This window comes from Flavobacterium gillisiae (assembly GCF_900107635.1).
GTDB classification, from domain to species: Bacteria; Bacteroidota; Bacteroidia; order Flavobacteriales; family Flavobacteriaceae; genus Flavobacterium; species Flavobacterium gillisiae.
On record NZ_FNRD01000002.1, the window covers coordinates 66,490 to 89,271 of the forward strand.

Here is a 22,782-nt window from a genome sequence, read left to right on the forward strand (position 1 = left end):
CAAAGAACACTAAAAAAAGTGACTTACAAAAGTAAAATCAGAATATTATAGGACTTCCCCTCTCAAAGAGGACTCAAAAATAGTTTTAAAGTCATCTTGCGCATCATTTCGGCTTAATAAATACATCAGTTTCGTAATAGCAGCCTCTGTTGTGATGTCTTTTCCAGAAATCACCCCTATTGCTTTCATGCCTGTACCCGTTTCATATTTACCCATATTTACACTACCTCCAGAACATTGAGTTACATTAATAATATGCAGTCCATTATTTATCGCTTTAGCTAATAAAGCAATAAACCACTCTTCGCTAGGCGCATTCCCTGAACCATAAGTTTCCAGTACAATTCCTTTTAAACCGGGTATATTAAAAATAGCTGCTAAAACAGTTTCACTCATTCCCGGAAACATTTTGACTATGACAACATTATTGTCTAGTTTTTTATGTACCAACAATTTCTTACCATCGTTTTTAGCTAAAAACAGTTCCGGTCTCAAATTTAAATGCACCCCAGATTCTACTAAAGCAGGATAATTGGGTGACGTAAATGCGTTGAAATGCTCAGCACTTATCTTAGTTGTTCTGTTTCCTCTGTATAATTTGTATTCAAAGTATAGACACACTTCGGTAACGACAGGTATTCCGTTTTCTTGCAATGAAGCAATTTGAATAGCCGTAATTAGATTTTCTTTAGCATCCGTACGCAAATCCCCTATCGGTAATTGAGAACCGGTAAAAATCACTGGTTTGGCTAGATTTTCAAGCATAAAGCTCAATGCTGAAGCAGAATAAGACATTGTATCAGATCCATGAAGAACAACGAAACCATCAAAATCTAAATAATTTGTCTCTATTATAGTTGCAATTCTTGCCCATTCTTCTGGATTCATGTTTGAGGAATCAATTGGCTCTTCAAATGAAATAGTTTCAATTTCACAATCCAATTGTTTCAACTCAGGAATTCTTTGTAATAACTTACTGAAATTAAACGCTTTTAGGGCACCAGTATTGAAATCCTTACGCATCCCGATAGTTCCTCCAGTATATAATAAAAGAATTTTAGCCTTTGAGTTCATCCTTGTATTTTAATTTATTAGCAACCGGATTAGCATACATATCCAGTAATCCTTGCAATGCAACTGGGTTTTCAGCATCTATTCGCATCTCTAATCTACGTTCAAACAGTGATTTTTCATCAGCTGTATACATGTTAGAATAGCCGCTAGTTTTATTTAAAATATCATAGGCTATATAATTAGTAGGCCATAATTTATAATTCTCTATTATAGAATCATCAATTAACTGAGCAAGCGCTTGAATTTGCTTGTTTGAGTTAGTAAATTCATCCTTAATCGCATCAATTTCAGTGTCCAGAACATCACCTATATGAATGTGAATTCCCTTCTTTTGTCCCATCACTCCGCTTAATAGCGTCATGAAATCTTCATTCTTTTCCTTGATGTACACTTCGTTATTGGCCTCAGCCAATAATTGTGGAATTTTAAGTACATCAGTTGGGTCATATTCATACGAAATTGACACTGGAACAACTTTTATTTTCTTAAAATAGTCCATCAGGTTATCTTCATCAGATCCCATTCCAACCATTTTTAATACTCCTGGATTAGTTGCATCATTACCGTCTTTAGTCCTTCCTTCACGTTGTGCAATCCAGACAGATCTACTTTCATGCTGCAATAAATGACTAATATATTCAGATAATGTTTTTGAGCTTCCTAACATCTCACGTGGAGTCAAACCTCTTTGAACCAAAAAATTACGGTTCAACTTTGCCAAGATGTTAAGAAAATCTTTCTTAACCAAGTTATCACCAATCGCTGATGCAGTCATTACTAAGCCATGTTCGAACAAAGCCACATTTAGCAATGTTGTGTCTAGTAATATATCTCTATGGTTTGATATAAATAAATAGGACTCTCCTTTTTCTAACTTTTCAAAACCAGAAGTCGTCAAACCATCAGAACTTTTTTCAAGCACTTTTAAAAGTGTATGATAGATAAAGTTACATTGAAAGTCACGTATAGAGTGTGTTTTTTTTAATTGGTCCTTCCAGTCTTCGTCAGGTGTTTCAGGAAATGTAAAATTCATCAATGACTTCATCATCGGGTGATGAACCACATTTAGTATAGCCTCGTTAATTTCGGAATCATAAAATGGCCGAATAGCGTCAAATTTTTGCATTTTGGTTATTTTAGGTGCGCAAATGAACAAAAAAAATATTAATTTTTAATGAATTCTATTTTAAATCCCAAAAATCATTCGAGAATTTTCGGTCGTAATATTCGCAATATCTTTTGCTGAAAGATTATAGATGGCAGCCAGTTTATCAATTACATTTAATAAATAACTACTTTCATTTCTTTTCCCTCGAAAAGGAATCGGAGCAAGATAAGGAGAGTCTGTTTCTAAAACAATATGTTTTAAATCAATTTGATTCAAAAACTGATCTATCTTTCCGTTTTTAAAGGTAATGACTCCACCAATTCCCAATTTCATATTATAAGAAATCGCTTGTAACGCCTGCTCATAAGTTCCCGTAAAACAGTGAAATATCCCAAATAAATCAGCTGATTTCTCATCCTCTAATATTTCAAATATTTCATCAAAAGCCTCTCTACAATGAATTACAATGGGCAATTTATATTGTTTTGCCAATTGAATTTGTTTTCTAAAAGCAATTTGTTGTTCGGGCAAATGCGTTTTATCCCAGTATAAATCAATTCCAATTTCCCCAACGGCATAGAATTTCCTTTTCGCCAATTCTTCTTCCACATGCTGCAATTCTTCTAAATAGTTTTCCTTTACATAAGTAGGATGTAGTCCCATCATTAGAAAAACATGTTCCGGATAGTTCTTTTCTAAATCATACATTGCCGCAGTGCACGAAGAGTCAATTGCTGGAATAAAGAATCGAGAAACTCCGTTCTCTATTGCTCTTTGAATCATCTCGTCTCGGTCTTGATCGAATTCCTCACTATAAAGATGGGTATGCGTGTCAGTAATTATCATTTTATCTATTTTGAAAGCGGCAAAGTTACTATTTTGAATTGTTAGTTTTTAGATTCTTGGGTTTTTTAGATTACTTTTGAGTATCATACCTACTTCATGAAAAACCTACAAGACATTCTTAAAAAAGAAAAATACAAAAAAATTAAATTTAAAATTACCAAAACGCAGCATCTTTTGATAAAAGCAAAAATCAATGGAGTATCAGGCAATTTCATCCTTGATACCGGCGCCTCAAACAGCTGCGTGGGATTTGAAAGCGTTGAATTCTTTCAACTTAATGCAGAAGCCTCCAAAACAAAAGCTTCGGGAGCAGGAGCTACCGGAATGCTTACGCAAACGGCATCTAATAATAAATTACAACTTGGATTTTGGAAACATTTAGAATTTGATGTCGTCATTTTTGATTTATCTCATGTAAATGAGGCTTTAATTCAACACAAGTCTAAACCAGTTCACGGAATCATTGGTGCCGATGTATTGATGAAAGGGAAGGCGATTGTAGATTATTATAATCATTATTTATACCTTCAAAAATAGAATTTTCGTTTTTTTTAAATTCTAGTGAATGAATTGAACATTCCACTTCATTATTAAAAATGGAAATTAAAAAGCCGTTTGAAAATAATTTCAAACGGCTTTTTAAACAAAACTCAATCAATTATTCACTACAAAAAACAAATTAGAATTTAAATTGTAACATAATTTCATTCGTGTTTTTAGCACTTGCCAATTCAGCTCTTGAACTCACTTCATAAGCAAAACCTATTACTAGTTTTTTACTTAAAATAACACTTGCCATTGCTGCAACCGCTTTATCAGTTCTATACATTCCTCCAATTTCAAAATTATTATTGATCATCAACATAGCATTAAAATCCACAGAAACTGGTGCGGCAGTCGTATATCTTGCCATAAAAGAGGGTTTTAAAACTAATGTCTCCATTGGATTTAAACTAAAATCATAGCCTCCACTTGCATAAACCACTGGTCTATTTGTACTAACCATTGCGTAGCCGTCATCGTTTTTAACATCTTTAAATGACACTAATTTTGGTACAGAAAGCGACAAAAAGTATTTGTCATTTTTTAAAAAAGCACCTACTCCCACATTGGGACTAAAGCTACTTATTGAAGCAAAAGCTGGATCTACATCTACATTATAGAATTCTAAACCCGAAGTATTAATATTAAAGGAATTACCCCCAGCTTTAATACCAAAATACAAATCAGTCGCTTCACTTAGTTGTACTAAATAAGACAAGTCGATCCCAACAGATGTTTGTTTTTCAATGAAAGTTTGATCATTTAAAACAGAGATACCAAAACCTAAATTTTTCCCAAGAGAAGTTCCAAAAGAAACTGCTTGCGTTTGTGGAGAATCTTTAACGCCTGTCCATTGCGAACGTATCGAACCCGAAATTTGAGTTTGATTATCAACCCCGGCATATGCGGGATTGATAACATTCATTTGATTTTTATAGAAGGCAAAATTGTTGGCTTGCTGTGCTATAATAGAACTACTAAACAGAAGTGCTCCTGCAGTTAGTAGATAAAGTATATTTTTCATGATCTGATTTTTTAAAAATTAATTAGCGATATAAATCCACCCTTGTAAGTCAATTGAACCGTCTCCACCTAAATCTACTTGATAAAAATAAGAGCCTGCAGCTACAATTTCCCCAGTGTTTTTGTACGTTCCGTCCCAAAGATTTTTGTAATCTCTAGAGAAAAACACTTCAGCAGCTGTTTTATTAAAAACTCTAACCTGAGTATTTGGATAATTTTCAATATTCTTAATAAACCATGTGTCATTTATACCATCCCCGTTTGGAGAAAAACCTTGAGCTACCTTAACTTGTTCTTCCTCAATACAGATATCACCAATACCATCGTTGTTTTTATCTTCTTGATTTGGATTATAAAACTCTGGACAATTGTCAACATCATCATTTATACCATCAAAATCATGATCGTTATTAAATATCTCGATTGTAAACGTTAGCTTTTGAGATCCTACTGAATTCGTTGCAGTAACTGTATAACTAACTGGCCCAGTTTCTACAGTTGGTTTCCCAGCAATTGAACCTGAAGCAGCATCAAAGCTCAGTCCTTTTGGCATTATTGGACTGATACTATATGTTGGTAATGGATCTGCTGTTACGGTAGGTGTTACTGATTTTATATCTTTATTTATTTCGAATCGTAAATTGCCTCCATAATTCAAATTCGTTGGTGCCATTGTAATTGGTCCTGTTATTGGTGCCGCTCCAAAAGCTACATCATCAAAGTAATACGTCTTCTCTCCTGCTGTTGCTCCTGTTACTCCAAAATTGAAGAAAATAGATGCTTTATCATATACAAAAGCTAAATTCAATGCAGCAGTTCCTGTCGCTTGATTGGCAAAATTAAATTCTAATGTTTGCCATCCTGATGCTGTAGTTACTGTTGCTTCTGTTTCTACTGTATGCGTGTTGTCATTGTGATCCTCAACTTTCAAGCGAACTTTGATTCCCGCAGTTGGTGACCAAACTCTAACATTCATCTTGGTTGCTGATGCTGTAAATGGTATCGCACTACTAAATCCTAATCCTGCAGCTGCTGAAATCGTTGTCCCCGCCCAAAGCTCAGCCGCAGCTGATTTTACTACTTTAGCTACTTTATTTGTTGATAAAGTTGGATCAACAACTACTGTTGAAGCTTCTGCTCCTCCAAATCCGATTAATCCATAGTCTACCGTAGCACTATCAAATGTAAGTGGCAAACTCATTTGTGTTAACGAAGTTCCTCCTCCAGAAACTGCTGATTGGATTACATCATCAAATAAATAAGTTGATGTAGCACTTCCGTCTCCTGCTGTTCCTAAATCAAATATGAAAATTATATTGTCATTTAAATTATTTACTCCAGCTACTCCAGTAAAATCAAAACTCAATTCTTGCCAAGCATTTGCTGCTGTAACTCCTACTGATTCTTTTTCGAATGCTGCTCCAGCTCCTTCAAATTTTAATAAAAGTTTTTTACCCGCAACTGGAGACCAAACTTTTATCTTAATTAGTTTCTTTGTTGAAAAATCAACTGCTGATGCCATTACTATTTTAGCACCTGCCCATGGTTGACCTGCGCCTTTTACCATTTGAGCAACAGTAGCACTTGTGTTTATTCCTGTGCTATGAGGATTAGCAATTTTTGTTACTGCACCTCCGTCAAAACCTACAAACGAATAAGCAATCGTTGAAGATTCAAAATCCATTGGTAATGTAGGGGCAGTACTTGTTCCTGTTGTTGGTGCCGCTCCAAAAGCTACATCATCAAAATAATACGTCTTCTCTCCTGCTGTTGCTCCTGTTACTCCAAAATTGAAGAAAATAGATGCTTTATCATATACAAAAGCTAAATTCAATGCAGCAGTTCCTGTCGCTTGATTAGCAAAATTAAATTCTAATGTTTGCCATCCTGATGCTGTAGTTACTGTTGCTTCTGTTTCTACCGTATGCGTGTTGTCATTGTGATCCTCAACTTTCAAGCGAACTTTGATTCCCGCAGTTGGTGACCACACTCTAACATTCATCTTGGTTGCTGATGCTGTAAATGGTATCGCACTACTAAATCCTAATCCTGCAGCTGCTGAAATCGTTGTTCCTGCCCAAAGCTCAGCCGCAGCTGATTTTACTACTTTAGCTACTTTATTTGTTGATAAAGTTGGATCAACAACTACTGTTGAAGCTTCTGCTCCTCCAAATCCGATTAATCCATAGTCTACCGTCGCACTATCAAATGTAAGTGGCAAACTCATTTGTGTTAACGAAGTTCCTCCTCCAGAAACTGCTGATTGGATTACATCATCAAATAAATAAGTTGATGTAGCACTTCCGTCTCCTGCTGTTCCTAAATCAAATATGAAAATTATATTGTCATTTAAATTATTTACTCCAGCTACTCCAGTAAAATCAAAACTCAATTCTTGCCAAGCATTCGCTGCTGTAACTCCTACTGATTCTTTTTCGAATGCTGCTCCAGCTCCTTCAAATTTTAATAAAAGTTTTTTACCCGCAACTGGAGACCAAACTTTTATCTTAATTAGTTTCTTTGTTGAAAAATCAACTGCTGATGCCATTACTATTTTAGCACCTGCCCATGGTTGACCTGCGCCTTTTACCATTTGAGCAACAGTAGCACTTGTGTTTATTCCTGTGCTATGAGGATTAGCAATTTTTGTTACTGCACCTCCGTCAAAACCTACAAACGAATAAGCAATCGTTGAAGATTCAAAATCCATTGGTAATGTAGGGGCAGTACTTGTTGTACTTCCACCTGTCGTTCCCGATTTTGCAGAAAAAGTTATATTGTCAAAATAACAAACGTTCTCTGTAGTTCTTGCCTGAAAGTCAGGAAAAACTATTATTTGATCAATAATCCCTGTCGCACCTTTACCAATACTTCCTGACATGTCGAATGTTAATTCTTCCCACTCATTAATTTTGGTGTTTTTTACTTTAACCTCTGGTTGTGCTTCACCATTCGATTCGGCAAACTTTATTCCCACATCACTAATGATGGGTTTGTATACCATTACTTTAACAATACAATTACTAAGGCTAAAGGTAAAGCTACCAATACCATTTACACCCGATGCATGCGCAGATTCACATCCTGCATATGGTGCTGCTCCAGCAGCTGTAGACAAAGCAGTAAATTTACCTACTGTTCCAGAAGTATTAATTCCCGTTTTAAATGGATTTGCTACTTTCTCATATCCTAATCCACCACCGTTTTCAAAACTAGCAAAAGACCAGGTAGATCCATTTTCTCCAGACTCAAATGAAATAGGTGCATTTTGTGAAAATCCTATTGCAAATAAAAGAAGGAAAAAAGTTAAAGTAATTTTTTTCATAATATTAGTTGTTTAATTATTCTCAAATCTATGAATCTATTGTGCTCACTTTCTTGAAATTGCGTATCGAAAAACCATACAACAATGAGATTAAAAAACTGTTACTTAAACACTATAAATAAAGGTATAACCCGCAGTTAACGAATTCTGAAATAGAGATTTTGCAGTTGATATTTCAGTTTATGTTGTGGTGATGTATAGGTAAATAGTAAATACTTATTAAAATGAAGTTAGCATATATCTATCTTTTTAAGCTTAAAAAAATAAAATCAATAAAAAAAACCGTAAAAAATTACATTAATACTACTGGCCAAACAAAAAAAATCCCTTGTCGTATTATTATAAATAAGGGACTTTAAATAAATTTGAGACTTAAGTTATCTATTACCCAAAAACTCTCTAAGAATTGTTCCCCAAAGACAATTCTATTGGGTGATTTTTGATTTGTCACATATAAACGAAGTATTAATTCAACACAAGTCTAAACCAGTTCACGGAATCATTGGTGCCGATGTATTGTTGAAGGGCAAGGCAATTGTAGATTATGCAAATTATTTCTTATATTTACAATAGGACCTTAATCATCAATATATTATGAAACATGAAAAATATTACTTCAAAAATTACTCCATTGATAGCACTTCTACTATTTTCTTGTACTCCCGATAGCATCATCGACGAAAATTCAAACGCACAGACCAACTCAGATAATCTTTTTTCTAAACCTTCGAGGGTTAGTAATACAGTTTGGGATTTTAATGACTTAAGCTTATGGGAAGATGCATCACTAAACGGACTAGCAAATTACAGTATTGAAAATGGCAGTTTAAACATTTTTACTTCACCAGATACCTGGGAAAGAACCAAGGTCAAAACTATTTCAACTTATGGAGAAGGAACTTATACTTGGAAGGTATACGTTCCTGAAATGGGAGTTGGCGACAAGGCAAGTATCGGCGCTTTTTTATATTCTAACGACACGCACGAGATTGACTTTGAAATAGGATATGGTACTCAAAGCAAACGAACTGCATTAAACGCGCAAGCTGACGACCTTATCGTATACATGACTTCTCAGGGAAACCCATACCATTCTGAACAAGTTAAGATTAAAAGAGAAGCATGGTACACATTAACAATTGATTTGAAATTCAACACCAAAAAGCGCTATGTCGCCAATTGGAAAATAAATGATGTTATTAAATCTACTACAGAGCTTAATTATGGCAAGAATACAAAGTTCAAAATCTTTTGTAGCGTCGAAAATCTGCATTTTATAGGAGATCACATTCCTGCAAACCAAAACTATGCTCTTTTTGATTCTGTAGAATTTAAAGGAAACTAAAAAAAATAATTTAGTAATTAACTTTCTAAAAGCTCAAACTAAAAAACAGAAAAGCCTCATCACTGAGGCTTTTCTTATATCTATTCAATCTAAAATTATAGTTCGAATGCTTTCTTAGGATTATTGTCCAATAATAATTCCATTGGGTTTTCTAAAGCTTCTTTAACAGCAACTAAGAAACCAACAGACTCACGACCGTCGATAATTCTATGATCATATGAAAGTGCCACATACATCATTGGGTGAATTTCCACTTTACCGTTTACGGCAATTGGACGCTCGATAATGTTGTGCATTCCTAGAATTCCTGATTGTGGAGGATTGATAATAGGTGTAGACAACATAGAACCAAATACACCACCATTAGTGATAGTAAAAGTTCCACCAGTCATATCATCAACAGTAATTTGTCCATCACGTGCTCTAATCGCTAATCTTTTGATATCTGCTTCTACACCACGGAAAGTTAAATTCTCTGCGTTACGAACAACAGGAACCATTAATCCTTTTGGCCCAGACACTGCGATTGAAATATCACAGAAATCGTAAGCAATTTTATAATCACCATCCATCATCGAGTTAACATCTGGATATAACTTTAATGCTCTTGTAACCGCTTTTGTAAAGAAAGACATGTATCCTAAACCAACGCCTGCGTGTTTTGCTTTGAATGCTTCTTTGTACTCGTTACGAATCAAGTTGATAGGCGTCATGTTTACTTCGTTGAAAGTAGTCAACATAGCCGTTTCGTTTTTGGCAGCCACTAAACGTTCTGCTACTTTACGGCGCAACATTGATAATTTTGTACGCTCAGATCCACGGCTTCCTCCTGTAGGAGTTCCCATAGATGGCGTAGCATTTACAGCATCATCTTTAGTGATCCTACCGTCTTTACCAGTTCCTGTAACAGATGCTGGAGCGATATTTTTTTCGTCTAATATTTTTCTTGCTGCTGGAGATGGTGTTCCTGAAGCATATGTTGCCGCTGGTGCTGCTGCTACTGGAGCCGGAGCCGCTTTTAGCGCTTCAGCAACCGGTGCTGCTGCTGGCGCAGGAGCAGAACCTTCTGGCTTAGCTGCAGCTGTATCAATTAAGCAAACTACTGCTCCTACTGCTACTGCATCACCTTCTTCTGCTTTTAATGTGATAATCCCACTAGCTTCCGCAGGTAATTCCAAAGTTGCTTTATCAGAGTCAACCTCAGCAATTGCTTGGTCTTTCTCTACATAATCTCCGTCTTGAACTAACCAAGTTGCAATTTCAACTTCCTTTATAGATTCCCCTGGTGATGGGACTTTCATTTCTAAAATCATCTTGTATAATTTTTAAATTATGAATTTTATTGTTTGAATTGTTTTAGCAACAATTACTGTTTGTTTTGTGTTTGTATTTTTAGCCCTGATGGTAGCGGCATCCTTTTTATTTTTTCTTTAAAAATAAAAAGATACAGCGGACAGCAGGAAATAGCTTCTAAGAATTAAATAAATCTTTGTCAAAAACCATTCTTATTGCATCTGCCTGACGGCGTTTTGCTCTTGTAGAACTTCCAGCAGCTGATGCAGAATACGCTTTTAACGACGCTAATCTCCATTTAACTAAATTAAAATTCATTAACATAAAGCTGTATGCCCCCATATTTTTCGGCTCTTCTTGCGCCCAAACGTAATCGTCAACATTTGGATATAGTGCAATAATTGCTTTTAACTGCTCTACTGGTAATGGGAATAATTGTTCTATTCTTACTACTGCTACATCGTTACGTCCGTTTTTCTCTCTTTCAGCTGTAATGTCATAATAGAATTTACCTGTACAGAAAACTAATGATTTTACATCCGCTTTGTTTACGGTATCATCATCGATCGTTTCTTGGAAACTTCCGTTTTCTAATTCTTCAATCGTAGATACACATCGTGGATCACGCAACAAACTCTTAGGTGTAAACACGATAAGTGGCTTGCGGAATTTCGTTTTCATTTGTCTTCTCAACAAGTGAAAGAAGTTGGCAGGCGTTGTACAATCGGCAACAAACATATTTTGTCTTGCACAAAGTTGTAAGTAACGCTCCATTCTTCCTGAGGAATGTTCAGCTCCTTGTCCTTCATATCCGTGAGGTAATAATAGAACAATTCCGTTTTGGTTGTTCCATTTGTCTTCTCCACAAGAGATGTATTGGTCAATCATAATTTGGGCTCCATTACTGAAATCTCCAAATTGTGCTTCCCATATTGTCAATGTATTTGGGTTTGCTAATGCATATCCATAATCAAATCCAAGAACTCCATATTCAGACAATAGTGAGTTAAAAATATTGAAATTACCTTTTTTCCCCTCTAGTCTACTTATTAATGTTACTTCTTCTTCAGAGTCTTCTACTTTTACCACCGCATGACGGTGAGAAAAAGTTCCGCGTTCTACATCCTGTCCAGATATACGAACATCAAATCCTTCTTGTAACAATGACCCATAAGCTAAATGCTCAGCCATTCCCCAATCCAACTTGTTTGTTTCGAAAAACATTGTCTTTCTGTCGTTGATTAACTTTTGGATTTTGTTGATAAACTTTTTATCCGTTGGCAAATTACAAACAGCATCAGCAACTTGCGTCAACCCTACTCTTGAGTAAGAAGTATCAACATTTTGAAGCATTTGTACATCCGTAACCTGCTCAAAACCTAACCATTCATTTTTCATAAATGGAGTAATGATTGTTAAGGCTTTCTTACGAGAGGCCTCTAAATTCATTTCTAGATCAGACTTGTATTCTTTTTCAAGTTCTTTTACATAAGTAGCATCAATTACACCTTCTGCAATTAATTTCTCCGCATAAAGATCTCTAGGATTTTTATGTTTTGCTATGATTTTATATAATACTGGTTGTGTAAAACGAGGTTCATCTCCTTCGTTATGACCGTATTTTCTATAACCTAGTAAGTCAATAAATACATCACGTCCAAATTGCATTCTGAAATCTAATGCAAAAGACATAGCGTGTACTACTGCTTCAGGATCATCCGCATTTACGTGCAATACTGGTGACAAAGTTACTTTGGCTACATCAGTACAATAAGTTGAAGAACGTGCATCTAAGTAATTAGTAGTAAAACCAACTTGGTTATTAATTACGATATGAATCGTTCCACCCGTTTTGTAACCGTCAAGTTGTGCCATTTGGATAATTTCATAAAGAATACCTTGTCCTGCAATCGCAGCATCACCGTGAACGGCGATAGGCAATACTTTAGAAAAATCATTAGGGAAATATTTATCTTGTTTCGCTCTTGTAATTCCTTCGATTACTGCACCTACTGTTTCAAGGTGTGAAGGATTTGGAGCTAAATTGATATTAATTTTCTTTCCTGTGCTTGTTATTTTGTCTGCTGTTAAACCAAGGTGGTACTTAACATCCCCGTCAAAATACTCTTGATCGTAATCTTTACCGTCAAACTCTCCAAAAATATCTTGCGTAGATTTTCCGAATATGTTTGCCAATATGTTCAAACGACCACGGTGAGCCATTCCCATTACAAATTGTTCCACTCCCATTTCGGCAGCTTTTTCAATTAAAGTATCAAGGGCTGGAATTATCGATTCTCCACCTTCTAGTGAAAAACGTTTTTGACCAACATATTTAGTATGTAAGAAGTTCTCGAAAGAAACTGCTTCATTTAATTTATTCAGGATTGATTTCTTTTGATCAATTGAAAAATTAGGTTGATTATCATTCACCCCTAATTTATCTTGTATCCATTGAACAATCTCTGGTTTTCTGATGTACATATATTCAACACCAATATGTTGACAATATATTGTATCCAGATGTTTTATAATTTCAGTAAGTGTAGAAGGTACTTTACCTACTATTTTACCTGCATCAAAAACAGTATTTAAATCCGCTGATGAAAGTCCAAAATTAGTGATATCAAGTGAAGGTTCAAAAACCCTTCTGTCTCTTACGGGATTCGTTTTTGTAAACAAATGTCCACGAGTACGGTATCCTTCAATCAGTTTTAATACATTAAATTCTTTATGAAGTTTTTGCGAAATTTGATCATAGTCCAAATTTCCAGCAGAAGAGCTGGCAGGGCTTTGTACTGGGTTTTCCCCATTGTAAGTTTCCATACCAAAGTCGAAACCTTGAAAGAAACTTCTCCAACTTGGCTCTACGCTATCTGGGTTATCTAGGTACTGATCGTATAATTGTGCGAAAAATTCTGTATGTGCTGCGTTTAGAAATGAAAACCTATCCATAATATTAGTGAATATACTTTTTGTTAAAATAGTTTCGCAAAAGTACAATAATCCGCTAAATTTATATTTACTTTTATATATTAATATGTTAAAATATTAGATACTTATGAGAAAAAACAACTATATGACTGTTTCAAAGCAAGTTTTGATTGTCATAATCGCATTAATTTCAAATGTTTTGTCGGCACAGCATCAAACAATTACATCAAAATCAAGTAGTGATTTTTGGAAAAACGTACAATTTGGAGGTGGAATTGGTTTAGGTTTTGGTTCCGGCTACACTAACATCTCTTTGGCTCCAAGTGCCATTTACAATTTCAATGAGTACGTGGCTTTAGGTCTTGGCGCACAATATACCTATGCAAAGCAGCAAAATTATTATGCTTCTCATTTATATGGCGGTAGCATTATAGGACTATTTAATCCATTACCACAAGTCCAACTTTCTGCTGAATTAGAGGAACTGCGTGTAAACATCAATTTAGATGGATCAAATAGCAATTCTCAAGACTATTGGAATACGGGTTTATTTTTAGGAGCGGGATACCGCAGTGGAAATGTGACAATGGGCGCCCGCTATAACGTGCTAAACGACAACAATAATATATACGGCAGCGCTTTCATGCCGTTTGTAAGGGTATATTTTTAAGAAAGACAACAGCATAAATAGCCGAAGTTAGTCCCAGACAATCTCAAAAAATCTAACGATATTTATTCCTGAACCAAACTTTTTGCCATTCTCTTTTTAGGATTAGAAAAGAGACTTGCTCCGCTAATACAACTAAATCTGAACCATCCATTTTTTTGACTTCATCTTCAGAGACGTCGATTATATATAGTAGATTAAGGTACTCTGCAAATTTATATTGGATCAACCTATAAATTTTTTCATGCAGCTGAATTTTCAATTCATTGGGAGAAATACTCATTGGAAAATCTATTCCTTCATTTGCAAGATTAAAATCCTTATTAATCTGTTCAATTAATTTAAGATATAAGGTTTCATTTTCTGCTTCAGCTAGTAATAAATCCGAGTTTTTTGGAGCTATAAACATATTGTATGATTTTCTATGGCAATTTCAATGGTAAAAGGTTAATTTTAAGGGGAAACAGTATTAATTGGCATTGAGTTTTGTTATTGCTATTGTCATTATTACTTTTATTACTATTGTCATTGCTTATACTTTTCGGCCCATTAAATTTTCACCAAAAGCACGCAAAACCTTTTTTTTAGCATCTTCGATATTCATTTTTTCTAAGGTTTCAAAAGCCTTGAAGGTATACTCTTGTATTGCTTCTTGAGTCGCTTTTGACGCACCTGAATTATTGAAAATTTCTTTTACAGACTCAATCTTAGCTACATTATCTTCAAGTTGCATCGAAAATAAATCTAATAATTGAGACGCTTCTTCTTTGGCAGAAAATGCGATTGCCTTTAAATATAAGTACGTTTTTTTGTTTTCAATAATATCACCGCCTACTTGCTTTCCAAAGGTTTTAGGATCACCAAAAGCATCAAGATAATCATCTTGCAATTGAAAAGCCAAACCTAAGTTTAACCCAAACTCATAAATCAAGTTAGCATTTTCCTCAGATGTTTCCGCCACTATTGCTCCCATTTTCATGGCCGCAGCAACAAGAACTGCAGTTTTATACTCAATCATTTTTAGGTATTCCGCAATGGTAACATCAACTCGGGTTTCAAAATCAACATCCCATTGTTGCCCTTCGCAAACTTCAAGTGCTGTTTTGCTAAATAATTTTGCCAATTGCATAAAAACCACTGGTTCATATTGCTCAAAATACTGGTAGGCTAAAATAAGCATTGCATCACCAGATAAAATTCCCGTATTAATATCCCATTTTTCATGAACTGTGGTATTCCCACGTCGCAAAGGCGCGTCATCCATAATATCATCATGAACTAATGAGAAATTATGAAAAACCTCAACTGCCATCGCAGCTGGAAGTGCTTTTTTATAATCTCCGTTAAAAACCTCAGTAGTCATTAATGTCAAAACTGGACGAATTCGCTTTCCCCCTAACCCCAATATATAAGCAATGGGCTCATAAAGATTTTCAGGTTCTTTAGTAATAGTCTGCTTTTCTAAGTAGGTAATGAAAAAATCCTGGAACTGGTCAATGGCATGCATAAAGCTAATTTTTTGGGCTAATTTACAGCATTCATCCTTGATTACAAACTCCGTTTTTAAATACGATGTAAAATAAATAAAAATACTTTGGAAACTATTTTGGTATCCAAAGTTTCCGTATTACATTTGCACTCGAAATTTAACTTATTGTAATTTATAAAACATGAATGCAACTCTTCCTCTTACAACAACAAAATGGACTATAGATTCTAATCAATCTGACGTCCTAATCAAAGCAAGACATGCGACAATCGCGTACATAGCTGGGTCTCTAAATAAATTTAATGGCTATTTAGACATTCATGAGGATGAAATAGAGGATGCTTCGGTTGAATTTCAATTAGATGTTAAAAACAAAGACACTAACATCGATCATATTGACACTGATTTAATTCTAAACGATTATTTAGACATTGATACATTTCCTACTATTAATTTTAAATCAACCTCTTTTCAAAAAATAAGTAAAAACATCAATTTCTTAAAAGGGAATCTGACTGTCCAAAACATTACAAAGGTAGTTGAACTTGATGCTGAATTAATTGGCATAACCACTTATGAGGGAAGAAGAAAAGCATTATTTGAAATTACTGGACAAATAAACCGCAAAGATTTTGGGCTCACAACAAACTCTTATCATCACGCCGCTGGAATTTCTTTAGGTCAAGACATCAAATTAATTGCCAACCTAGAGTTCACTGTTTAAACCCTGCAATGTTAATCTTATGTAAAAACTTTGGAAACTATTTTGGTGCTCAAAGTTTCCGCGTTACTTTTGCACTCGAATTATACTACAATCCGTTACTAGATTGGAAATAAATTAACAGAACTGATCAAAGTCAAAACAAATAATGAAAGAGAAAATAATTAGCAAAGCAAGTGAGATGTTTTTAAAACTAGGTTTTAAGAGCATCACGATGGATGATATTGCCGGTGAAATGTGTATTTCTAAAAAAACGATTTACAAATATTTTTGCAATAAAGAATTATTAGTTGAAGAGACCACAACGCTATTGCATAAAGAAATCCACGAAACCATTGACACTATTATTCAGATGAATTATAATGCCATTGAAGAAAACTTTAAGATACGAAAAATGTTTAGCGAAATGTTTAAATCATCTGCTGATACTTCTCCTGTATATCAATTAAAAAAACATTATCCAGAAATATACGCTAAAGTAATGCTTAAAGAAATTAACGAATGTTCCATGTGGTTCAAACAAAATATTCAAAAAGGTATTACAAGCGGTTTATATAGAGCAGATTTAGATGTAGACACTTATGTTAAGTTTTACTACACCTTAATATTTAACATCAATGAAAATACCAGTTCAGAAAAAATTGCTCAAAAACTAGAATTGGAAGCATTAGAATACCATACTAGAGCTATGGCGACTCTTACTGGAATAACAGAACTTGAAAATCAATTACTAAACCCTACGATATAATGAAAAGATTAATTTTAATAACATTCCTAACATTTGCCTATATGGCAAATGCACAAGAAGTAAAGACACTTACTTTAAAGGACGCTATCTCTTATGCTTTAGAAAACAAAGCCGATGCTAAAAAAGCAAAACTTAAAGTAGAAAACAGCGAATACCAAATTCAGGAAGTTCGTGCGGGAGCGCTACCGAAAATTTCTGCTAACGGATCGTTAACTTACAATCCTATTTTACAAACTACTTTTCTAGACGCAGGATCTTTTGGCGGAGAACCAGGAACTACCATTCAGGCTACTTTTGGTCAAAAATGGATTTCTACCGCTGGTCTTTCCTTGACTCAAAATCTTTATGACCAATCTGTATTTGTAGGATTAAAAGCAGCTAAGACAACGAGAGAGTTTTATCAAATAAATGAACAACTTACTGAAGAACAAGTAATAGAAAGAGTGGCTAACAATTACTATGCAGTATACGTTCAAAGACAAAATTTAATCGTCTTAGATAGTACCTACAACAATACTACAAAAGTTAAAAACATTATCAAAGGACAATATGATAACGGATTAGCTAAAAAAATTGATTTAGATAGAATTTTAGTTAAAATATCTAATATCAATACACAACGTCAACAAGTTTTAAATGCTGTTCAACTGCAAGAAAATGCTTTAAAATTTTATATGGGAATGCCTATTGCAACGCTAATCGAAATCCCCCAAGCTGAATTTGAAGTAACGCCACAAGCATTTGCCGAAGCGCCAAATACAGAGACAAGAACGGAGTATTTGTTAATGAAAAAACAAGAACAATTATTAGAATTTCAGAAACAATCTGTGATGGCAGGATACTATCCTTCACTATCGTTGACTGCTGGATACAATTATATAGGTCAGGGTCCAAAAATGCCTTGGGGAGCAAAGCCATCTGATGGTGTATATTGGTCTGATTTCTCCTCTGTAGGATTAAATCTAAAAGTGCCTATTTTTTCAGGTTTTGAAACACGATCAAAAGTTAGAAAAGCAGATGTTGAATTGCGTTCTATTAAGGAAGACCTAGTTGACACTAAGCTTTCTCTTGATTTGGCTTTCGCCAATGCTAAAACTCAAATTGACAACAGCATGATTACCATCACAAATCAAAAAAGTAACGCACAACTTGCACAAGAAGTGTTAAGCAATACTAAAAATAACTATATCCAAGGGCTAACTTCTTTGACTGATTTATTAGATGCTGAAAATGCATTTACTGAAGCGCAAAACAATTATACCGCTGCGGTATTAGACTATAAATTAGCAGAAATTCAATTAATCAAATCAAAAGGCGAACTTAAAACACTTATAAATAACTAACATGAAAAAGAATATTACAATAGTACTGGCAATTGTTACTGTCTTAGCAGTAATAGGTTATGTTTTAACAAAAAACAAAGAAGAAAACAAAGCTAAAACAGATATCGTTGCTCAAAATAATGCAGCAGTATCCGTTAAAACAACACAAGTAAAAACAGAAGCCATTTCTTTAGACTTTATGGCTAATGGTAACTTTGAACCAATACAAGAATTAACTTTTTCTGCAGAAAAATCTGGAAAAGTAATTAGTGTTTTAGTTAAAGAAGGTGATTATGTGAACGTTGGACAGACATTAGTAATCGTAAGAAGTGACGTTATAAATGTTAATGCACAAACCGCTAAAGCATCTTATGACAATGCTAAAGCTGATTACGCTAGATATGAAAATGCTTTTAAAACAGGTGGTGTTACAAAACAACAATTAGACCAAGCAAAATTAGCATTGACTAATGCTGGAGCTAATTTAAAACAAGCTAATATTAATGTAGGTGACACTAGACTAAAAGCACCTATTAAAGGATTCATTAATAAAAAATACATTGAACCAGGTTCTATATTGACTGGAATGCCAGCTAGCGCAATGTTTGACATTGTGAATGTTTCTAAACTTAAATTAAAAGTTACTGTTAATGAAACTCAGGTAGCTAGTTTAAAAACAGGAAGCCCTGTTACTGTATCTGCAAGTGTTTTTCCAGATAAAGTATTTACTGGTAAAATCATTTTCATCGCCGCAAAAGCAGACGAAAGCTTAAATTTTGCTGTTGAAATTGAAATAGCAAACAATACAGACAGCAACCTAAAAGCAGGAATGTACGGTACCGCTAACTTTGGATCTAAACAAACCCAAGAATTAAAAGTAGTTCCCAGAAATGCTTTTGTAGGAAGCGTGAATAGCAATCAAGTATTTGTTGTTGAAAATGGAAAAGCTAAACTGAAAAAAGTAGTTGCTGGAAGAATTTTAGGTGAACAAGTAGAGATAGTAGACGGTTTATCTGATGGAGAGGCTGTAATTACTACAGGACAAATCAACTTACAAGACGGTAGCCTAGTAGAAATTATCAAGTAGTTTTAGATTCAAGAACTATACTTAATTATTTACTATCCCTTAGGTCAAACTAAATAAAAACATATGAAATTAGCAGAAGTATCCATAAAACGTCCGTCGTTAGTAATTGTATTATTTACAATTCTAATACTTGGTGGGCTATTCAGTTATAGCCAGCTAGGCTATGAATTGATTCCGAAATTCGAGCAGAATGTAATTACAATCTCGACTATTTATCCAGGAGCTTCTCCTAGTGAAATAGAAAATACCGTTACAAAAAAGATTGAAGACGGAATCGCCTCCTTAGAGAATATCAAAAAGATTGATTCTAAGTCTTACGAAAGTTTATCTATTGTATCGATTACATTGACATCAAATGCAAAAATTGATGTTTCGATGAATGATGCACAACGAAAAATCAATCAATTAATTAGCGACTTACCAAATGATGCCGAAACGCCATCACTAACTAAATTCTCGTTAAGTGATTTACCAATTATGACTATTGGTGCAAACGGAAAAATGGACGAAGCCGAATTTTATGACTTAATTGATAAAAAAATCACCCCTGTATTATCTCGTGTTGAAGGTGTTGCTCAAGTAAACATTATTGGAGGTCAAGAACGTGAAATTCAGGTCAACTTGGATGCTAATAAAATGCAAGGCTACAACCTTTCTATTCCTGCCGTTCAACAAACTATTTTAACGTCAAACTTAGATTTCCCTACTGGAAATATCCAAACTCGTAATCAAAAAATATTAATTCGTTTAGCGGGTAAGTATAAAAGTGTTGACGAATTAAGAAACTTAGTTGTTTCCTCTAAAGACGGAATCGAGATTCGTTTAAAAGATATTGCTGACGTACAAGATGCTCAAAAAATAGCTGAAAAAATCTCGCGTGTAGATCAAAAAAGCGCCATCATTTTACAAATAATCAAACAATCTGATGCAAATGCTGTTGCGGTAAGTGAAGAGCTAGTAAAAAGTATTAAAGCATTGGAAACTGATTATAAGTCCAATGAATTAAAATTAGAAATTGCAAAAGACAGTACAGTTTACACCTTAGAAGCTGCAGACTCCGTATTACACGATTTATTAATTGCAGTTATATTAGTAGCAATTGTAATGTTGTTTTTCTTGCACAGTATACGTAACTCATTAATTGTAATGGTTTCGATTCCCGCTTCCTTGATTGCTACTTTTATCGGAATTTATCTTTTAGGATACACTTTAAACTTAATGAGTTTATTAGGACTATCACTCGTAGTAGGTATTCTGGTCGATGATGCCATTGTGGTATTGGAAAATATTTACAGGCATATGGAAATGGGTAAAAACCGTGTACGTGCCGCTTATGAAGGAACTGCCGAAATTGGTGGAACAGTAACTTCGATTACCTTAGTAATCGTGGTAGTATTTTTACCTATCGCAATGAGTTCAGGATTAGTATCTAATATTATTACGCAATTTTGTGTAACGGTAATTATATCTACATTATTCTCTCTTTTAGCGTCATTTACAATTATACCGTGGTTGTCTTCCCGTTATGGAAAGCTAGAACATATTGAAGGTAAAAACGCATTTGGAAGAGTTATTCTAGGATTCGAAAGCTACTTAACACGTTTCACAAACTGGGTTTCAGGATTGTTAACTTGGTGTTTAGATCATTACTTCAAAACTATTGCTGTGGTATTGGTTTTATTCTTTGGATCTACAATAGGATTACTTGGGGGAGGTTTCATTGGTGGAGAATTCTTTGCTGCTTCAGATAGTGGAGAGTTTTTAGTTCAAATTGAAATGCCAAAAGATGCTTCACTAGAGCAAACGAATTTCATGACTCAAAAAGCAGAAGCTTTCTTAAAAAACGAAGAATATGTTCACAGTCAGATTACAACAGTAGGACAAACTTCTGAAGGTTTTGGTGCTTCTCAAGCAACTGCTTACAAAGCAGAGATTGATGTGAAAATGATTGAGCAAAGCGAACGTAGCGATGGTGCATCAGTATATGCTGCAAAAATCAAACGTAAACTAGAAAAAGTTTTAGTAGGTGCCAAAGTAAAAACAGTTCCCGTAGGTATTTTAGGAACTGCCGAAAACGCAACTTTGGGATTAATCGTAACTGGACCTTCTGTAGAAAGTGCAATGAAATTTGCTAAATTGGCTGAAGCCGAATTACGAACTATTCCAGGAACAACAGAGATTAAATTAACGGTTGAAGATGGAAATCCAGAAATCAACGTTCAAGTGGACCGTGATAAAATGTCTGCATTAGGTTTAACACTTCAAACTGTGGGTAAGACCATGCAAACAGCATATAGTGGTAACACTGACGGAAAATTTAGAGCTGGTGAATATGAATATGATATCAACATTAAATACAATGCTTTTGATAGAAAAAGCATCACTGATGTAGGTAATTTGATTTTCATAAATAACTTAGGTCAACAAATTAAGCTATCTCAGTTTGCTGCTATCACAGAAGGTTCTGGACCTAGTCAATTAGAGCGTAGAGATAAAACAGCATCGGTAACCGTACAAGGACAAAATGTTGGGGTTGCTTCTGGAACGATTGTAGCACAATGGCAAGAGAAACTTGACAAGCTTGAAAAACCTGTAGGTGTAAACTACATTTGGGGTGGGGATCAAGAAAACCAAAGTGAAGGTTTTGGTACTTTGGGAATTGCATTATTAGCTGCAATTGTTTTAGTATATCTAGTAATGGTTGGACTTTATGATAGTTTTGTTCATCCGTTTGTGGTACTGTTCTCAATTCCGCTTTCATTTATTGGAGCATTATTAGCATTAGCCTTAACAAACAACACTTTAAATATATTTACAATTTTGGGTATCATTATGTTAATTGGTCTGGTGTGTAAGAATGCCATCATGCTTGTTGATTATACAAACCAAAGAAGAGCTGCTGGTGAAAGTATCAGAACAGCATTAATCCAAGCAAATCACGCTCGTTTACGTCCTATTTTAATGACGACTATTGCGATGGTTTTTGGAATGTTCCCAATTGCATTGGCTTCTGGAGCTGGAGCAGAATGGAAAAACGGTTTAGCATGGGTAATTATTGGAGGATTAATTAGTTCATTGTTCTTGACTTTAGTTATTGTTCCTGTGATTTATGAAATCATGGAAAAATTAATTAGCAAGTTTAGTAAAGGGGACAAAGTAGATTATGAAGCTGAAATGGTTGCTGATTACGATCATAAAGAATTAAGCGAAGATGGTTTTAATCCAGCACATACACTTTAAGTATACTTTTAAATAAA

The 22,782-nt window shown here is 34.6% G+C and carries 17 protein-coding genes and 1 pseudogene; 9 read left to right on the top strand and 9 right to left on the bottom strand.

Translation table 11 applies throughout. The features are described from left to right. Nucleotides 1-45 precede the first annotated feature (45 nt). From BLV35_RS03825 to BLV35_RS03835, 3 genes are read right to left on the bottom strand one after another with little or no spacing between them, the layout of a single operon-like run. Nucleotides 46-1,074: an asparaginase gene (locus BLV35_RS03825; protein WP_091085021.1), complete on the bottom strand. Its 1,029-nt coding sequence runs from the start codon at nucleotides 1,072-1,074 to the stop codon at nucleotides 46-48. Then, nucleotides 1,058-2,200: a 1-acyl-sn-glycerol-3-phosphate acyltransferase gene (locus BLV35_RS03830; protein ID WP_091085024.1), complete on the bottom strand. Its 1,143-nt coding sequence runs from the start codon at nucleotides 2,198-2,200 to the stop codon at nucleotides 1,058-1,060. The genes BLV35_RS03825 and BLV35_RS03830 overlap by 17 nt, the downstream gene beginning before the upstream one ends. A gap of 60 nt (nucleotides 2,201-2,260) precedes the next feature. Further along, nucleotides 2,261-3,028, bottom strand: coding sequence for a TatD family hydrolase (locus tag BLV35_RS03835; RefSeq protein ID WP_091085027.1), 768 nt, complete (start codon nucleotides 3,026-3,028; stop codon nucleotides 2,261-2,263). A 96-nt stretch (nucleotides 3,029-3,124) separates the two neighbouring features. Here BLV35_RS03835 and BLV35_RS03840 point away from each other — a divergent pair, with 96 nt between their 5' ends. Beyond that, on the top strand, nucleotides 3,125-3,565 hold the full coding sequence (locus tag BLV35_RS03840) for a retropepsin-like aspartic protease (protein WP_091085031.1): 441 nt from the start codon (nucleotides 3,125-3,127) through the stop codon (nucleotides 3,563-3,565). A 142-nt stretch (nucleotides 3,566-3,707) separates the two neighbouring features. On the opposite strand, the gene BLV35_RS03845 is transcribed toward BLV35_RS03840, so the two are convergent. Beyond that, nucleotides 3,708-4,595, bottom strand: a complete 888-nt coding sequence (locus tag BLV35_RS03845) for a PorP/SprF family type IX secretion system membrane protein (RefSeq protein WP_091085036.1) — start codon at nucleotides 4,593-4,595, stop codon at nucleotides 3,708-3,710. A gap of 18 nt (nucleotides 4,596-4,613) precedes the next feature. After that, nucleotides 4,614-7,919, bottom strand: a complete 3,306-nt coding sequence (locus tag BLV35_RS03850; protein ID WP_091085039.1) for a T9SS type B sorting domain-containing protein — start codon at nucleotides 7,917-7,919, stop codon at nucleotides 4,614-4,616. A gap of 423 nt (nucleotides 7,920-8,342) precedes the next feature. Between BLV35_RS03850 and BLV35_RS19440 the strand changes: the two are divergent. Then, nucleotides 8,343-8,492: pseudogene (locus BLV35_RS19440) on the top strand (acid protease); the annotation flags it as partial. A gap of 28 nt (nucleotides 8,493-8,520) precedes the next feature. Further along, nucleotides 8,521-9,264: a hypothetical protein gene (locus BLV35_RS03860; RefSeq protein ID WP_245712007.1), complete on the top strand. Its 744-nt coding sequence runs from the start codon at nucleotides 8,521-8,523 to the stop codon at nucleotides 9,262-9,264. A gap of 95 nt (nucleotides 9,265-9,359) precedes the next feature. Here the strand turns inward: BLV35_RS03860 and odhB are convergent, their stop codons facing one another. After that, on the bottom strand, nucleotides 9,360-10,577 hold the full coding sequence (gene odhB / locus BLV35_RS03865) for a 2-oxoglutarate dehydrogenase complex dihydrolipoyllysine-residue succinyltransferase (protein WP_091085043.1): 1,218 nt from the start codon (nucleotides 10,575-10,577) through the stop codon (nucleotides 9,360-9,362). Nucleotides 10,578-10,734: 157 nt separating this feature from the next. Then, nucleotides 10,735-13,512, bottom strand: a complete 2,778-nt coding sequence (locus tag BLV35_RS03870; RefSeq protein WP_091085045.1) for a 2-oxoglutarate dehydrogenase E1 component — start codon at nucleotides 13,510-13,512, stop codon at nucleotides 10,735-10,737. Nucleotides 13,513-13,618: 106 nt separating this feature from the next. Here BLV35_RS03870 and BLV35_RS03875 point away from each other — a divergent pair, with 106 nt between their 5' ends. Then, nucleotides 13,619-14,161, top strand: a complete 543-nt coding sequence (locus BLV35_RS03875) for a hypothetical protein (protein WP_176980567.1) — start codon at nucleotides 13,619-13,621, stop codon at nucleotides 14,159-14,161. 52 nt (nucleotides 14,162-14,213) lie between these two features. Here the strand turns inward: BLV35_RS03875 and BLV35_RS03880 are convergent, their stop codons facing one another. Together BLV35_RS03880 and BLV35_RS03885 are read right to left on the bottom strand one after the other, a co-directional pair. Continuing rightward, nucleotides 14,214-14,567, bottom strand: coding sequence for a hypothetical protein (locus BLV35_RS03880; RefSeq protein ID WP_091085047.1), 354 nt, complete (start codon nucleotides 14,565-14,567; stop codon nucleotides 14,214-14,216). Nucleotides 14,568-14,690: 123 nt separating this feature from the next. After that, complete coding sequence (locus tag BLV35_RS03885) at nucleotides 14,691-15,665, bottom strand: polyprenyl synthetase family protein (protein WP_091085049.1); 975 nt, start codon at nucleotides 15,663-15,665, stop codon at nucleotides 14,691-14,693. Between the two features lie 163 nt (nucleotides 15,666-15,828). Between BLV35_RS03885 and BLV35_RS03890 the strand changes: the two genes are divergently transcribed. The 5 genes from BLV35_RS03890 (at nucleotide 15,829) to BLV35_RS03910 (ending at nucleotide 22,765) form a co-directional block, all read left to right on the top strand. Next, complete coding sequence (locus tag BLV35_RS03890) at nucleotides 15,829-16,371, top strand: YceI family protein (protein WP_091085053.1); 543 nt, start codon at nucleotides 15,829-15,831, stop codon at nucleotides 16,369-16,371. A gap of 145 nt (nucleotides 16,372-16,516) precedes the next feature. Beyond that, on the top strand, nucleotides 16,517-17,116 hold the full coding sequence (locus tag BLV35_RS03895) for a TetR/AcrR family transcriptional regulator (RefSeq protein WP_091085056.1): 600 nt from the start codon (nucleotides 16,517-16,519) through the stop codon (nucleotides 17,114-17,116). Then, on the top strand, nucleotides 17,116-18,459 hold the full coding sequence (locus BLV35_RS03900; RefSeq protein ID WP_091085058.1) for a TolC family protein: 1,344 nt from the start codon (nucleotides 17,116-17,118) through the stop codon (nucleotides 18,457-18,459). Before BLV35_RS03895 ends, BLV35_RS03900 begins: the two co-directional genes overlap by 1 nt. A gap of 1 nt (nucleotide 18,460) precedes the next feature. Next, on the top strand, nucleotides 18,461-19,525 hold the full coding sequence (locus tag BLV35_RS03905; protein ID WP_091085061.1) for an efflux RND transporter periplasmic adaptor subunit: 1,065 nt from the start codon (nucleotides 18,461-18,463) through the stop codon (nucleotides 19,523-19,525). Between the two features lie 63 nt (nucleotides 19,526-19,588). Further along, nucleotides 19,589-22,765, top strand: coding sequence for an efflux RND transporter permease subunit (locus BLV35_RS03910; protein ID WP_091085065.1), 3,177 nt, complete (start codon nucleotides 19,589-19,591; stop codon nucleotides 22,763-22,765). Nucleotides 22,766-22,782: the final 17 nt, after the last annotated feature.

Coding starts and splice junctions, on each gene's coding strand:
- BLV35_RS03840 (WP_091085031.1), top strand. CDS start 3,125: ATGAAAAACCTACAAGACATTCTTAAAAAAGAAAAATACAAAAAAATT.
- BLV35_RS03890 (WP_091085053.1), top strand. CDS start 15,829: ATGAATGCAACTCTTCCTCTTACAACAACAAAATGGACTATAGATTCT.
- BLV35_RS03845 (WP_091085036.1), bottom strand. CDS start 4,595: ATGAAAAATATACTTTATCTACTAACTGCAGGAGCACTTCTGTTTAGT.
- BLV35_RS03880 (WP_091085047.1), bottom strand. CDS start 14,567: ATGTTTATAGCTCCAAAAAACTCGGATTTATTACTAGCTGAAGCAGAA.
- odhB (WP_091085043.1), bottom strand. CDS start 10,577: ATGATTTTAGAAATGAAAGTCCCATCACCAGGGGAATCTATAAAGGAA.
- BLV35_RS03875 (WP_176980567.1), top strand. CDS start 13,619: ATGAGAAAAAACAACTATATGACTGTTTCAAAGCAAGTTTTGATTGTC.
- BLV35_RS03825 (WP_091085021.1), bottom strand. CDS start 1,074: ATGAACTCAAAGGCTAAAATTCTTTTATTATATACTGGAGGAACTATC.
- BLV35_RS03910 (WP_091085065.1), top strand. CDS start 19,589: ATGAAATTAGCAGAAGTATCCATAAAACGTCCGTCGTTAGTAATTGTA.
- BLV35_RS03860 (WP_245712007.1), top strand. CDS start 8,521: ATGAAAAATATTACTTCAAAAATTACTCCATTGATAGCACTTCTACTA.
- BLV35_RS03895 (WP_091085056.1), top strand. CDS start 16,517: ATGAAAGAGAAAATAATTAGCAAAGCAAGTGAGATGTTTTTAAAACTA.
- BLV35_RS03830 (WP_091085024.1), bottom strand. CDS start 2,200: ATGCAAAAATTTGACGCTATTCGGCCATTTTATGATTCCGAAATTAAC.
- BLV35_RS03850 (WP_091085039.1), bottom strand. CDS start 7,919: ATGAAAAAAATTACTTTAACTTTTTTCCTTCTTTTATTTGCAATAGGA.
- BLV35_RS03870 (WP_091085045.1), bottom strand. CDS start 13,512: ATGGATAGGTTTTCATTTCTAAACGCAGCACATACAGAATTTTTCGCA.
- BLV35_RS03900 (WP_091085058.1), top strand. CDS start 17,116: ATGAAAAGATTAATTTTAATAACATTCCTAACATTTGCCTATATGGCA.
- BLV35_RS03835 (WP_091085027.1), bottom strand. CDS start 3,028: ATGATAATTACTGACACGCATACCCATCTTTATAGTGAGGAATTCGAT.
- BLV35_RS03905 (WP_091085061.1), top strand. CDS start 18,461: ATGAAAAAGAATATTACAATAGTACTGGCAATTGTTACTGTCTTAGCA.
- BLV35_RS03885 (WP_091085049.1), bottom strand. CDS start 15,665: ATGCATGCCATTGACCAGTTCCAGGATTTTTTCATTACCTACTTAGAA.